Below are 14,177 nucleotides of genomic sequence, written 5' to 3' on the forward strand. Positions count from 1 at the left end.
AGTGCTATTGCCCCGCCTTCGTGCTATCGGAGGGGGTAGGGGCCGGTTCTGCTGGCTTAGGCTGCTCCGGGGCAGGTTTGGTGGGCTGTGCCTTAGGCTTGCCGAAGAGGATGTTATTGAGGCCCTGCTTGGCCTTGTCCTGCAGCTTGGCCTGGGCTTCGAGACGCTTCTTTTCCAGCTCCAGCCGGGCCTTGTCGGCTAGCTCCTGCTGCTTGCGCTGCAATTCCCGCTGCAGGCTGTCCTGGGCTACCTTGGCCTGAGCCTGCAGCTTCAGCTTGGCATCATCCACCTTGGCCTGTACAATGTTGCTCACCAGGTCTTTGGCCTGGGCTTTCACGCTGCCGCTGGAAAGCTTTACCTGCGGGTTCGTGACGGTGCCTCCAATGGTCAGGCCCAGCGTTACCCGGTCGGTGCCCTGCAGATTCTGCACGCCCGTCAGGCGGGTAAGCTGGGAGTTGAGCTGGTTGCCAAGCTTGCCGGTGGGCACGTTCAGGGCCGTTACGTACTCCAGACCGCCGGTACTCACGTTGTTGGAGCCGCCCACCGTCATCTTGATCTGGCCCACGGTCAGGTCGAAGGGTTTCACCACAAAGTTGCCATTGATAATTTCAGCGGCTACGTCCTTGTTGTCCACAGCAAACTTCTTCAGTTCCTGAAACTGAGTGAGTGAGCTGATTTTGTTGAGCACGGCCGAGTTGGTCACGGCGGCCCGCACCACCTCAAACAGGCCCTTGCCCGTGAGCGTGCTGTACTTCGGCATCATGTCGGGGCCCATTTCGCCGCTCACATTGAAGTTGGTGGAGAACACACCCTCCAGGCTGCTGGCCAGCGGTACCATGGCCTTCACCGAGTTGAAGGCCTGGAAGGCACTCTGGAAGTTCAGGTTCTTGATGTTCAGGCCCAGGTTGAACTTGGGGTGCGCCAGGTCCTTGCTGCTGTAAGAGCCGCTGGTAGAAAAGGCGCCGCCCAGGGTGTTAAAGGTCAGGCCGTTCAGGATAGCAGCCTGGTCGCGCACGGTTACTACCCCCTTCACGTTGTCCAGCTTCAGGTTGTCGTACACCACCTGGTTCACGTTGGTATTCAGCACCAGGTCAAACTCCTTCGGAATCTGGAGCACGCCTTCGGCCTTGGCCGGCGCCTGACCGGTAGCGGCTACCGTGGGCTTCTGCGACACCTCATCTACCATCCACTCGTTCACGTTGAAGCGGTTGCTGTTCACCGTCAGGTTGCCGCGCAGGGGTTGGCCCGGCACGAAGAGGTAGCCCATGTAGTTGCTGATGGTGCCCGAGGCGGCAATGTCGGAGGAGCCTACCGAGCCAGCCATGTTCTGGAGCACAATCTTGTCGTTGTTGAACGTGGCCGTGGCCCGCGTCACCTTCATGCCCTGGGGCAGGTCAGTGCTCTTATACGTAATGTTCTGGGCATTCACGGTGCCCGAGGCTACCACAGTCTGGTAGCGGCCGGCCTCAATATCGGCCATGTTGCCTTTGGCAGCCACGTTGCCGTTCAGGCGGCCCGTTACTGTCATGCCCTGCAGCGGGAAGATCTTCGTGAGCTTGGTCAGGTCGATGACGCCTTGCACGTCGGTATCGAAGCGCAGCTTGTCCACGCCCTGCGTTGCCACGCGGCCCTGCAACGGCTCGCCATCCAGCAGCATCCGGAACTGCGGAATATCCACGCGGGTATCGTTTAGCTGGCCCGTGGGGTTGGTGACGGTGCCGTTCATGGTCAGGTTCTCGATGGGGGCCGGAAACTGCTTGCTCTTCACGTAGCCGTTGGTCAGGTTCAGCTTGGCCTGTACTACCGGCATCTGGGTGCTGGAGTACGTGCCCTTGGCCGTGCCATCCACGAACAGCTTGCCGCGCAGCAGCAGATCCTGCACTGGGTACACCTTCATCATTTCGGCCAAGTCCACGTTAGCTTTCACGCGGCCGTTCACCTTCATCGGCTCCAGTCCATCAATGGCCACGTTGCCATCAATGGGGTTCGAGCCCAGGTCGAGGTGAAACTGTTTCACGTTCACCTTCACATTGTTCGTGAAGCCCGAGGGGTTATCCACGGCCAGGTCCACGTTGATGTTGCGGGCCCGCTGGGGCAGGTCGGGGTACTTGAAGCTGCCGCCCTTTACCTGCAGGTTCAGGCCGTAGCCGGGCATTTTCACGGCGTTCTGTACACCCTTGAAGTAGCCGTCAAACGCTACCTTGCCCGTGGCCTCCATGTCCTTGAACTGGTCGGTATAGGCGCCAGGCACCAAGCTCAGAATGTTCTTGAAGTCGGTTTCGAGAGCCTTGAAAGTCAGGTCGTAGGTAATGTCGGTGGCGTTGGGCAGGCCAATAGTGCCCTGAAACGTCGCTGGGAAATCGTTCAGCTTCACCTTGTTGTCTTTGAAGGTGAAAAGCATCTTCTCCAGGTTCATGGCCAGGGTCACGTCAGCATCGAGCTTCTTGTTGGTGATGTACTCCGTGCCGGCGTACTGCATGGAAATGCCTTCGGCCGTGGTCTGGCTTACCATGTCGAACACGTTCTGCTCAAAGTCGCCGGAGCCGGAGTGGTTTATGCCCCGCAGCTGCATCCCGAACGGAATGGTCAGGTCCTCGTAGCGCAGCCGTCCGTTATTGATCTGCCAGCCCTGAATGGCCAGGCTCACGGCCGTAGTATCCTGCCCTCTGGAGGCCGCCGCCGAGTCGGATACGTACACGTCCCAGTTGGCACGCCCGCTCTTCAGAACCCGCAGGCTCAGGTCGGGCTGCTCCAGGGTCACATTCTTGATCTTGATCTGGCCGCCCCCGAGTACGCTCATCAAATCCAGCCCTACCCGTACCCGGGGCAGATAGGCCAGCGTATCGCGGGCAAACGAGTCCTGCCCAATCACGCGCAGCTGGTCCAGCTGCAGGGCCAGGTCGGGGAAGGAGCGCAGCAGGGTCACGTCCACGTTGGCCGGGTCGTACTGTACTGTCGCCTTCACGCGCTGGGCCAGCTGCTGGTCGAAGGCGGCCTTTATTTTATCCTTAAACAGCAGCGGAGCCAAGGCCAGAGCGGCTATCAGTACCACCAGAAAAATCAGGAGCCCGACAAAAAATTTACGCATAGCTAAAGAGGAGAAAGGAAAGCGGAAAAAGCCCTTGGCAGCGCCCTGGCGCAAGCCGGCAAGGTACCGGGCAAAAGTAGTGCGAAACCTTGCCGGCCCGGGAAAGAGCCCGAAAAAAACGTCCGGGTTGAATAGGCTAACGTTCGGCTCCCGGCCTCTGGTGCCGGCAGTCAGGAAAGAAAATCCCATTTTAGGCCCGCGGCCGGGGCTGGCGCGTACCAAATTGCTGGTTTTCACCGTTAGGTTGTGTGCGTATGATGATGCTTGGCTACCCTTGTTTGTCCCGTCATCGGGGTTTCCGTGCCGGGCGGCGGTGGGCCCTGGTCGCCAGTCTGGGGGTAGGAGCGGTAGGGGCCGGCCACGCCCAGGACCTGTACTTCGCCCAGCCCTACGCCAACCGCCTGCAGCTCAATCCGGCCTACGCCGGCCTGCTCGACGACTACAGCCTCACGCTCAGCTACCGCAACCAGTTCCCCACCCTGGCCGGCACCTTTCAGAGCAGCCAGTTGGCCGCCGACTACCGCCTGCGCGACCAGCGCAGCGCCGTGGGCCTGCTGGTAAACTACGACCGGACCGGGGGCATCGGCTACACTCGCTTTCAGGCCGGCGGCGTGTATGCCTACCACCTGCGCCTGAATGAGCAGTTGAGCCTGAGTGGCGGGGCCTCGGTCAGCTACGGCCTGCAGCGCGTAAGCTACGGCAACCTGGTTTTCGGCGACCAGCTTTCCGACGAGGGCGTCACGCGTGATTTTAGTTTAGAGGTAGCAGACTATAAGCCAGTGCACTACGTTACTGCCAGCGTAGGCGGACTGCTTTATACGGAGCGGTTTTGGTTGGGCGTGGCGGCCCATCACCTGAACCAGCCCGATCTGGCTTTCGTCTCACAGACTACCCTGCCGCTGCGCCTGAACCTGCAGGCCGGCTACAAGCACTATGTTGTTCGCTCCACTACCAAAGGCGAGTATCATGAAATCAGTGTGGCTCCTACCGTGGCCTACAGTCAGCAGGGCGGGTCCCGGCGGGCCGAGGCCGGACTGTACTTTACCGCGACGCCCCTCACGCTGGGGGCCGTGTACCGGGGGGTACCGCTGCCCGGTGCACCTAAGCCCCAGCAGGTTCTGACGGTGCTGGCCGGGGTAGGGGTCGGGAGTTTTCGGCTCGGTTATAGCTACGATATGAGTCTCAGTCAGTTCAGCCGTGATTTAGGTGGTGCGCATGAAATTTCTCTGGCCCTTCGGGAGTTTGATTCGCTGGAAGCAGCCTGGCGCCGGCTGAAACGACGGAATTACCCGTCAATTCCTTGCCCGGCCTTTTGATTTTTTGTATTATTGCAGCCGACTTGCCTTGTCTAAACGCTTTTCTAACAGGTAGTTTCAACTTGATCATGAATTTTTCCAAGTACTTGCGCTTTGCTGTAGTGGGAGCTTGCGCGCTGGCCGCCTGTAAGGGTGGGCCTCCTACCGCCACCAAACCCGGTAAGTATAGCTCGACTACGGGCATCGAATACAATACCGAGGAAGGCATGAAGGTGTCTGACTACAAGGGCATTCCCGAAGGCCCGGGGCTTGTGTTTATCGAAGGTGGTCGTACGGTGCTGGGCTCCTCCGAAGAGGACGTGGCCATGACCCACGACAACATCGAGCGGACCGTGACGCTGGCATCCTTTTATATGGATGAAGCCGAGGTAGCCAACATTCACTGGCTGGAGTACCTGCACTTCGTGCGCAAAGACTCGGCGGAAGAATTTTATCAGTCGGCCCTGCCCGATACCACCGTGTGGGCCCGCGAGCTGTCGTTCAACGACCCTTACGTAGATTACTACCTGCGTTACCCCGGTTTCCGCTACTTCCCGGTGGTGGGCGTAAGCTGGCTGCAAGCCAATGACTACTGCACCTGGCGTACGGCTAAAGTAAACGAGCGTCTGGCCGGTGAAAGCGGCGAAGGCGACGAAGGTGGCAGCAAAGGCGGCGGCCTGTTTGGCCGTAAGAAGAAAGGCGGCGACGCGGCTGAAGGCACTTCCGATGACGGAGGCAAAGCCAAAATTGCCATTGAGAACGGCAACACGCTGCCCAACTACCGCCTCCCCACTGAGGCGGAATGGGAATATGCCGCTCAGGCTCTCATTGGTACCCAGGAAACCGGCAACGAGAACCAGGAAAACAAGCGCATCTATCCCTGGGATGGCCGCCAGGTGCGGAACCCCTACGGCAAGAACATGGGCCAGTTCCTGGCGAACTTCAAGCGGGGCCGTGGCGACTACGCCGGCATTGCTGGCGCCCTGAACGACGGCGCTATGATTACGGAGTACATCTACAACTACCCGCCCAACGATTACGGCCTGTACAACATGTCGGGCAACGTGAACGAGTGGGTGCAGGACATCTACCGTCCGCTCTCGTTTGAAGATGTGGAAGACCTGAACCCCTTCCGCCGCAACGGCTTTCTCGACCCCTCCGAGCGCTACGACAAGAAGGGCTATCAGTCCCTTATCGACGACCACGTGCGCGTGTACAAAGGCGGCTCCTGGCGCGACGTAGCCTACTGGCTCTCGCCCGGTACGCGCCGCTTCATGGCTGAAGACTCGGCAACGGCTACCATCGGTTTCCGCTGCGCCATGATCAACGCCGGCTCGAACAAGTAAGAATCACGGATTTAGACTGATTCGCTCTGATCGACTTCACAAACAGAAAGGCCACCTCAGTTGAGGTGGCCTTTCTGTTTGTTTGACTCCTAAGTACTTGGAAGAGACAGGGGATAGGATCTGCTTATCCCTACCTCCTGCTTTGGCTTAAACCGCATTTTCGGCTGCACTACCGGCATAAAGGCCCGTAAACCTGATAAGCACTGGATAATGCCGCGGGGCGTTGGTACTGCTGCTACCGGACCAAATCTGTGTAATCCGATGAATCCGTCTAGATCCGTAGTTAGCGGTCGGCGGTGGCAATGGCGGCCACGCTGACGGTAGTGGCGCCGGCGGCCAGGAGCACGGCAGCGCAGGCTTCCAGGGTAGCGCCGGTTGTCAGCACGTCATCCACCACCAGTATGCGGCGGCCGGCTACCAACTCCGGCTGCGCTACCTCAAAAACCTCTGCCACGTTCTGCCAGCGCTGCAAGCGGCTTTTGCGGGTCTGCGACTCAGTTTTGGTAATGCGCCGCAGGCCATCGGGCTGCCAGGGGCAGTGAAGGCCAGCGGCCAGGCCCTCAGCAAAACTATCGGACTGGTTGTAGCCGCGCTGAGCCAGTCGGCGGGCATGCAGGGGTACCGGCAGAATCAGGTCGAAGTTGGGGCCGTAACCAGCATCGGCCAGCTCCTGCCCAAACCAGCGACCCAGCACTTTCCCTACTTCCTGCTGGTTGCGGTACTTAAGCTCATGCAGTAAATGCTGCACGCGCCCTTGTTTCTGGAAGCGTAGGTAGCCAAACGCATGCTGTACCGGCAGCTTACCCCAGAACCGCCGGGCCAGCGGATTCTCGGCGGCTGGCAGGCGGTGGTAGTCGGTGTACGGCAGCTGGGCGCGACAAATGGTGCAGATGTGGTCCTCACCCCGGGTCAGCGGTTCTTGGCAGGCCAGGCACACCTGCGGGAAGAGCAAGGCAATAAAATCGGTAATAAGCGTAGGTAGGGGCATAGCAGATAAAACACAGGAGGTAGCCAGATGCGGTGTTTGCCGCAACGCCCGGCCTCGAACATAAGGCACTGGCGAACTTCTCCCTAATTTTAAGGTTTAAACCCGACTCCCGGAAATGATGGCGACCCGCGGGCCCCAACGGAGCCGCGCTTACCCCGCGCGGTGCCGGATTCGGGATATTCATCCTTTAACGCAGCTTACTTATGAGCCTCGTCTCAGAATTCAACGACTACCGTCAGCGCATGAACGAAAAGATCATGGCGGCGGATAACAAGGTGATCAAGCGGTTTTTTAACCTCGATACCAATACCTACCAGGAAGGCGCCCTCGACGTAAAAACCAAGGAAATGCTAGGCCTGGCCTGCTCCATGGTGCTGCGCTGCGACGACTGCATCAAGTACCACCTGGGCAAGTGCTACGAGGAGGGCATCAACGACGAAGAAATCTATGAGGTCTTCGCCATTGCCAACCTTATTGGGGGTAGCATTGTAATTCCACACTTCCGCCGGGCCGTAGAGTACTGGGAGGCCCTGAAGGAAGAAGCTGCCGTGGCTGCCCCGCCCCATTCCCACGACGCCTAGCCATGCTCGACCCCCAGGAAACGGAGGCCCAGTTTGAGCAGCGCTGGTGGGAGCTGATGAACCAGATGCGGCAGCGCTTCGGTAAAAAGCCAGACCTGAACGCCCTGCTCCTGCTGATTGGGGTGCAGGAGCTGGGCCAGGGCGCCGGGCCCTTCACCAAAGAGCAGAAGCAGGACCTGATGCACATTGCTACCTGCCGCCTGTTCAGCATCTCAGGTTACTACGAGCTGGAAAGGGTGGACGAAGATGGCTGGCCCCACTACCGCCTGTTGCATCCAGTTCCTTTCGCTAACCTGAAAGAGCAGGAACGGATGCTGAAGTGGCATATTCTGGAGTATTTCGACTCGGCTGAGTAACCTGATTTCACTAATTCCGCTGTTAGGGTGGCCTGCTAACCGCGCATCACCAGTGGTTAAAGAAGACTCAGCCAGTTGGTGTAATCAGTATAATCCTCTAAGAACCAGCGCTTGAATATTATTTCCTATAACGTGAATGGCTTGCGCTCGGCCCTGAGCAAGGGGCTGGTGGACTGGGTACGCGAAGCCAGCCCCGATGTGCTCTGCCTGCAGGAAATTAAGGCCGGCCGCGAGCCGCTGGATGTTTCCGGCCTGGAGGCTCTGGGCTACTACGCCTACCTGCACCCCGCCCAGAAACCCGGGTACAGCGGCGTAGCCACGTTCTCGAAGCAGAAACCCATAGCCGTGGTGGAAGGCTGTGGCACGGCGCTCTACGATACGGAAGGCCGGGTATTGCGGCTCGACTTTCCGGAGTACTCGGTGCTGAACGTGTACATGCCTTCGGGCACGAGCGGGGCCGAGCGCCAGGCATTTAAGGTGGAGTGGCTGCACTTTTTCCGGCGCTACGTGCGCGAGCTGCAGGCCGCGGGTACTCCCCCGCTCATCATTGGCGGCGACTTTAACTGCTGTCAGAGGGAAATTGACCTGCATAACCCCAAAGCCAACCAGCAGAGCCCCGGCTTCACGCCCGAGGAGCGGCAGTGGTTCCGCGACCTGCTGGCCGACGGCTACACGGACTCTTTCCGCCACCACCACGGCGACGCCACCGGCCACTATTCCTGGTGGACTTACCGGGCCGGCGCCCGGGCCCGCAACGTAGGCTGGCGCCTCGACCACCTGCTGGTGGATGAGGTGCTACAGCCCCGCATTCAGGAGGCGCATCTGCTCCGCGACGTGGTGCACTCTGACCACTGCCCGGCCCAGCTGATACTAACCGACTAAGCGCACCCCGGCAGGGCGGCAGCTGCCTACCCCCACAGCCCGCCTCAACCCGGCCGGCCAGGCCTGCGCAACATCAACCGGTCCGGTGCCTTTGGCGCCGGACCGATTTGTTATCAGGATGCGCTGATGAGAGCTTCGGCTACCTCGCGGCCCGAGGCCATGGCGGCGTTCAGGGAGGGGTAGGCCGTATGGTCGCCGCAGCGGAACAGGGTGCTGTGCAGCTTCAGAGACTGGCGGGCGGGCTGCCCGGCCGCATACACCGGCAGGGCGTGCGGAATGAAGTAGGTGCGCAGGTGCCGCCACTGGGTTGCCTCGGGGCCAAACCAGGCCGCCAGCTCCGTCTGGAGTTGCCGGGTCAGGTCTGCTTCCGAGAGGCCATGCTCGCCGTGGGTACTCACAGATACCAGCCGCTGGCCGGCGGGGGCGTAGGCCGGCGCCACATCAGAGGAAAAAGATACGTTGTGAGCCAGGCCGGTAGGTGAGGCGTTGAGCCGCAGCAACTTGTCGGGCCGCTGGGGGGTAGCGGGGGCCGCAAAGTACGTGCAGGTGGTCTGGCGCCACTGCACCGGGGCGGCCTCAGAGGCCGGCGGAAGCAGCCGGGCCGCCGCCGCGCCGTCGGTGGCTACCACTACGGCTGCGGCTGCAACGGTTTTGGTGGTTGATAGTCGCACCAGGTTTCCTTCGAGAGCGGTAACGGCGGTATTGAGCCGGATGCTGCCCGCGGGCAGGCGGGCGGCCAGCTGCTCCGGAATCTGCTGCATTCCCAAAGCCGGAATGGCCGCTTCACCCTCCACAAACTGCTTGAATACAAACTCAAAGAAATTGGCTGCTGTGCTCAGGCTCCGGTCGAGGTACACGCCCCCGAAAAAAGGCCGGAAGAAATTCTGAATGATCTGCTCACTCCAGCCGTACTGCCGCAAAAAAGTAAGCGTATCCAGCTGGTTGGTGCTGTTGCGGCTGATGAGCTGGCCGCTGGTGTAGCCGCGCACATGCTGCACCAGGCTGGCAATACGCAGCTTATCGGGGAGGGTGCCTACGCGGGAAGTCAGGGCCGAAAACGCCGCCGTGGGCTGTTGCAGCGGGTTCTGCAGGGTAGTCTGTTGTCCGTTGGGCAGGCGGATTACGGCTCCGGAGCGGAACGCCTGCAGCTGCAGGGCGCCATAGTCGATGAGGTGTTGCACCTCGGGGTACTTGGTTTGCAGCACCTGAAAGCCCCGGTCGAGGCGGAAACCCTCCGGCGTCACATCCGTCCGGACCCGGCCTCCCACCGCATCCGCGGCTTCCAGCACCAGCACGGGTCGGCCGGCACGGTGGAGGTAGCAGGCGCAGGTGAGGCCCGCCATGCCGGCCCCGATAATCACAACGGGCAGTTCAGAATCAGAAGTAGTAGCGGCAGTAGTCATACCCTGCCCAAACTCCGAAACCCACCCGAAGGTTAGGCTACGTGCCAAAACCTGGCGCACGGCCCGCCCCGGTTACTGGGCCGCCGCTTTCGGTGGCGCGGATGGGCAGTCAGGATACACCACGAATTCTTCGGCCTGGCTGTAGGTGTCTAGGTCGGTGATGTAAATGCGGGAAGCATCGTAGTAGTACACGCCGGATGGCCGCGTGACGCCGGTCCGGAAGCGGCCCTGGCTGAAGGTTTCCTCGGCCAGCACCTTCTGCTTGCCCGTGGTTTCCTGTACGCGCCATTTGCCATCGGGCCGGCCCTTGGCTACGGCGCCGCTTACGCGCAGGTCCCCGTCAATCCGGTACCAGGAGCCCTGCCCATCCTGCACGGTCTGCTGGCCGTCTTCGGTCCAGAATTGCTGAATAAGCAGGGTGTTGCCGGCGCCGAAGCTCAGCACCTGGCGCTTCTGGCCCGAGGGGTACCAGTAGGCCCAGTTGCCTACGGCTTTCCCCGCACGATAATAGGCCCGAACGGCAAGTGTGCCATTGAGGTGAAACACCTCAAACATGCCATCCTTGAGGCCGTTGCGGTAGGTGCCGGTCAGGGCCGGTTGGGCGTTGTGCATCCAGAAGTCGCGCACGTAGCCGAAAAACTGACCGTTATCATCGAAGCGGGTATGGCGCCGAATAGCCGAGCAGCCGGGTGGGCACAGGTCGTAGTCGGCGTTGTAGAACAGGGCAATGCTATCGGGCCCCAGAATGCGGTAAGACTGGCTGGCACTGATCTTCCTGGCGGGGGCAGGGGTAGCGCGCTGGGCCGAGTCGGGCTGTTGGGCCAGGGTAGGCAGACTGGTGAGTAGTAACGCCCCTGCCAACAAGAAGCGCAGACTGCGGAAAAGCAGAAGAAAGCGACGGTAGGGCATGGGCGCAGAACGGGGCTACTGCCGGGGCAGGACGAAAACAGATAAGCTTCGGGACGGGCCAGGGCTGAAAACTACGCTAAAAAAGCGGCTTGCGCTTCTTCATAACCTTGCGGGTTTTCATGGTATAGAACTCGGCCACGCCCGGGCGCTTCAGGCTGGCGCGCCACACGCCCATGCTCTGCCCCAGCCGGTAGCCGGTAGCCTGGTCTTGGGGGTACTGCTTCTGAATCAGGGCGTAGTCGGCGGCCGTAATGTCCTGGCCTACCGTACCATGGCAGCGCAGGCACAGGGCATCGGAAAGCACCACCGGGCGCTGGTAGGTGAACTCCTCGGTGCCGGGCCGGGCTACCTGGCGCGCGGTATCAGCGGGGTCAAGGTCGGGAGCCGACAGGGCCGCGTGGTTGGAAGGGTTGCGGGGTCGGGCACTCACCCAGGTAAGCGAGGCCTGCAGCACCCGGGCCAGAGAATCGGTAGCGGGCAGGGCCGAGGGGCGGCAGTAGGGTAGGGCCGCGGCCACTCCGCCGTCCTGCAACCGGGCGGCCAGCACCTGGCGCAGCTCCCGCTCGGCCGTGCGGGTGAGGGAGTCACCGGCCCAGCGGGTAGCGCGGAGCAGGTCTTTGGGCATGATGCGCTTTACCTGCCAGTTTTCGGCCTCAATAGCCAGCTCCTTGGTATTGCTCAGGTGATCTACCTGATCGGCATTGCAGGCAGAGAGGGGTAGCAGCAGCAGGGCAGCGCGAAAGATAAAACGCATGGGAGGCAGCTTTTAAAGTCGGCAGAACAGGCGCAAAGGGACGCACTTCTGCCCATTCAACCAAAAGATACCCCCGGATGATTTAGCCCGCAACCTCAGATGGTGACACGGCCGGCGGGGGTAGGCATTGCCTACGCTGTTTCCAGCAGGTAGGCGCGCAGGGCCTCGTACTCCGGCTCCAGAAGAATGCTACGCTTGGGTTGGCGCATAAGCTCCTGCAGCTCGGTCGGCACGGGCACGGGCTCACCAATGGCCGACTCTACGGCCGCCGGAAACTTAACGGGGTGGGCCGTTTCCAGCAGCAGGCCCTGGGCCTGCGGATGCTGGCGCAGGTAGTCATCGAGGGCGAAAAAGGCTACGGCGCCGTGTGGGTCCAGCAGGTAGCCAGTTTGGGCATGCACGCGCCGGATGGTGGCGCTGGTTTCCTCATCCGATACGGAGTAGCCCGTCAGCAGCTTCCGGATAATGGGATAGTCGTGCCGGAACAGCTCCAGAATGCGCCCGAAGTTGCTGGGGTCACCTACGTCCATGGCGTTGGAGAGGGTAGGCACGGCGGGCCGGGCGGCGTATTGGCCCGTGGCGAGGTAGGCGGGTACGGCCGCGTTGGCATTGCAGGCGGCTATAAAATGCGCTACCGGCAGCCCCGAGACGTAGGCCAGCAGCCCCGCGCAGAGGTTGCCAAAGTTGCCGCTGGGCACGGCCACTACCGGCGGCTGGCCCGTGGTGGCCCGCGCCTGGGCTACCCCGTAGCAGTAGTACACCTGCTGGGGCAGCCAGCGGGCCACGTTAATGGAGTTAGCCGAGGTGAGGTGGCGCCGGCTCCGCAGGGCCTCATCGCGGAAGGTCTGTTTCACCAGGCGCTGGCAGTCGTCGAAGTTGCCGTTTACTTCCAGTGCCGTAATGTTCTGGCCCAGGGCCGTAAGCTGCTGCTCCTGCACCGGGCTCACGCGGCCGGCTGGGTAAAGCACCACCACCTCTACGCCCGGCACCCCCAGAAAGCCGCTGGCTACGGCCCCGCCGGTGTCGCCGGAGGTGGCTACCAGCACGGTTAGGGGCCGGGTTTCGTGGCGGGAGAAGTAGCCCAGGCACCGACTCATAAACCGGGCTCCTACATCCTTGAAAGCCAGGGTTGGCCCATGGAACAGCTCCAGCGCACGGATGTGGCCGGTAACCGGCACCACCGGAAACGGGAAGTTTACCGTCTCCGCGCAAATGCGGCGCAGCTCCGGCTCCGGAATGGTGCCGCCAACGTACGGAGCCAGCACGGTATAGGCTACCTCGGCCGCCTCCAGATGGGGCAGCTGCCCCACGAAACCGGGCGTAAAGCACGGAATAGCGGCCGGAAAGTAGAGGCCGCCATCGGGGGCCTGCCCGGCTACGGTAGCGACCCGGAAATCAACGGTATCAGCCTGGCGGCTAAGGCTGTAGTAGCGCATGGGGGGTAGGAGATAAGGAGCGTGTTGGCGGCAGAACCAGCGAAGGGCGTTTCCCGGAGCGCTTTGTGGTGCCACCCGAAAGGAAGGTTTAGCGGCTTTCCGGACCGGCCGCAGATTCGCTGCTTACCTGGCAGCCGGTGGGGTGAATAGTCGTGACGTAGGTATGGTAGTCGAGGCCGAGGCGCTGATAGGTAGCGTGCATCACGTTTTCCACGGCGCGGGCTGTGGCCTCATCCTGGCTGAGCATGAACAGGGCCGGCCCGGAGCCAGAAATGCCTCCGCCCAGGGCCCCGGCCACCCGGCTGCCGTCCTTCACCTCTGCAAAGCCCGGAATCAGGATGCTGCGCACGGGCTCTACCACTACGTCTTCCAGGGAGCGGCCAATCAGGGCATAATCGTGCTGAAGCAGGCCCGCCACCAGCCCGCCCACGTTGCCCCACTGCCGGATGGCGTCGCGCAGGGGTACTTCCTGCCGCAGAATCCTGCGGGCATCGGCGGTTTTTATCTCAATCTGAGGGTGCACCACCGTCACGAACAAGGGCGGCGCATCGAGGGGCACCACGTCGGGGGAAGGCAGGGTAGCCCGAATCAGCGTGACGCCGCCGTAAATGGCCGGTGCAATGTTATCGGCATGGCGGGCGCCGGAGGCCACTTCCTCGCCGTACATGGCGTAGTGCACCAGCTCGGGTTGGCTGAAGCGGTTGCCCAGCAAGGCGTTCAGGCCCACTACGGCCCCGGCGGCACTGGCCGCGCTGCTACCAATGCCGCTGCCCGGCCGAATGGTTTTGCGGATGTGGATGGCCACGCCTACCTCCTCGGGTACGGCCCGCAGCATGGCCAGCAGGGCGGCCCCGGCCACGTTGCGCGCCGGCTCGGTGGGCAGGCCGAAGTCATCTTCATGCGTAATCACTACGCCGGGTTGCTCGGTCAGGCGCAGCTGCATCTCGTCGGCGGGCTCGGCCAGGGCAAAACCCAGCACATCAAACCCGCACACCACATTGGCAACGGTGGCGGGCGCTAGTACGGTAACGGGTTGGGAAGAAAAACTCATGCAGGGAAAGTAGAGAAGGTTGCGGGCGAAGGGCAAGGTAGCGCCCCAGCCCGGAAAGCAGTAAGCGTAGCCGGCGCGCAAGCCGCCA

General features: G+C 61.7%; 12 protein-coding genes. 5 read left to right on the forward strand and 7 right to left on the reverse strand.

Annotated features, from left to right (window positions below; genetic code table 11):
- Nucleotides 1–4: 4 nt before the first annotated feature.
- Nucleotides 5–3,088: an AsmA-like C-terminal region-containing protein gene (locus tag FGZ14_RS15745; protein ID WP_139925162.1), complete on the reverse strand. Its 3,084-nt coding sequence runs from the start codon at nt 3,086–3,088 to the stop codon at nt 5–7.
- Between the two features lie 278 nt (nt 3,089–3,366).
- Here FGZ14_RS15745 and FGZ14_RS15750 point away from each other — a divergent pair, with 278 nt between their 5' ends.
- A complete protein-coding gene (locus FGZ14_RS15750) occupies nt 3,367–4,404 on the forward strand; it encodes a PorP/SprF family type IX secretion system membrane protein (protein ID WP_180754376.1) in 1,038 nt (345 codons plus the stop codon).
- 68 nt (nt 4,405–4,472) lie between these two features.
- Nucleotides 4,473–5,729 (forward strand): SUMF1/EgtB/PvdO family nonheme iron enzyme, encoded by a 1,257-nt coding sequence (locus FGZ14_RS15755; RefSeq protein WP_180754377.1) that lies wholly within the window; start codon nt 4,473–4,475, stop codon nt 5,727–5,729.
- Nucleotides 5,730–6,012: 283 nt separating this feature from the next.
- On the opposite strand, the gene FGZ14_RS15760 is transcribed toward FGZ14_RS15755, so the two are convergent.
- Nucleotides 6,013–6,717, reverse strand: a complete 705-nt coding sequence (locus tag FGZ14_RS15760; RefSeq protein WP_139925164.1) for a ComF family protein — start codon at nt 6,715–6,717, stop codon at nt 6,013–6,015.
- 203 nt (nt 6,718–6,920) lie between these two features.
- On the opposite strand from FGZ14_RS15760, the gene FGZ14_RS15765 reads away from it, so the two are divergent.
- The 3 genes from FGZ14_RS15765 to FGZ14_RS15775 all read left to right on the forward strand — a co-directional run bounded on the left by FGZ14_RS15765 (nt 6,921) and on the right by FGZ14_RS15775 (nt 8,536).
- Nucleotides 6,921–7,298, forward strand: coding sequence for a carboxymuconolactone decarboxylase family protein (locus tag FGZ14_RS15765; protein ID WP_139925165.1), 378 nt, complete (start codon nt 6,921–6,923; stop codon nt 7,296–7,298).
- 2 nt (nt 7,299–7,300) lie between these two features.
- The gene (locus tag FGZ14_RS15770; RefSeq protein ID WP_139925166.1) at nt 7,301–7,654 is read left to right on the forward strand and encodes a hypothetical protein; all 354 of its coding nucleotides are present in this window, start codon (nt 7,301–7,303) and stop codon (nt 7,652–7,654) included.
- 111 nt (nt 7,655–7,765) lie between these two features.
- Complete coding sequence (locus tag FGZ14_RS15775) at nt 7,766–8,536, forward strand: exodeoxyribonuclease III (RefSeq protein WP_139925167.1); 771 nt, start codon at nt 7,766–7,768, stop codon at nt 8,534–8,536.
- 113 nt (nt 8,537–8,649) lie between these two features.
- Here the strand turns inward: FGZ14_RS15775 and FGZ14_RS15780 are convergent, their stop codons facing one another.
- The 5 genes from FGZ14_RS15780 to FGZ14_RS15800 form a co-directional block, all read right to left on the reverse strand.
- Nucleotides 8,650–9,939, reverse strand: coding sequence for an NAD(P)/FAD-dependent oxidoreductase (locus tag FGZ14_RS15780; RefSeq protein ID WP_139925168.1), 1,290 nt, complete (start codon nt 9,937–9,939; stop codon nt 8,650–8,652).
- Nucleotides 9,940–10,011: 72 nt separating this feature from the next.
- Complete coding sequence (locus tag FGZ14_RS15785; protein WP_139925169.1) at nt 10,012–10,848, reverse strand: toxin-antitoxin system YwqK family antitoxin; 837 nt, start codon at nt 10,846–10,848, stop codon at nt 10,012–10,014.
- A 76-nt stretch (nt 10,849–10,924) separates the two neighbouring features.
- Entirely contained in the window at nt 10,925–11,602 is a 678-nt protein-coding gene (locus tag FGZ14_RS15790) for a DUF3365 domain-containing protein (protein ID WP_139925170.1), read from the reverse strand.
- A gap of 131 nt (nt 11,603–11,733) precedes the next feature.
- Entirely contained in the window at nt 11,734–13,038 is a 1,305-nt protein-coding gene (gene thrC, locus FGZ14_RS15795) for a threonine synthase (protein ID WP_139925171.1), read from the reverse strand.
- An 88-nt stretch (nt 13,039–13,126) separates the two neighbouring features.
- Nucleotides 13,127–14,089, reverse strand: coding sequence for a homoserine kinase (locus FGZ14_RS15800; protein WP_139925172.1), 963 nt, complete (start codon nt 14,087–14,089; stop codon nt 13,127–13,129).
- Nucleotides 14,090–14,177 lie beyond the last annotated feature (88 nt).

This window comes from Hymenobacter sp. DG01 (assembly GCF_006352025.1).
Taxonomy (GTDB): Bacteria; Bacteroidota; Bacteroidia; order Cytophagales; family Hymenobacteraceae; genus Hymenobacter.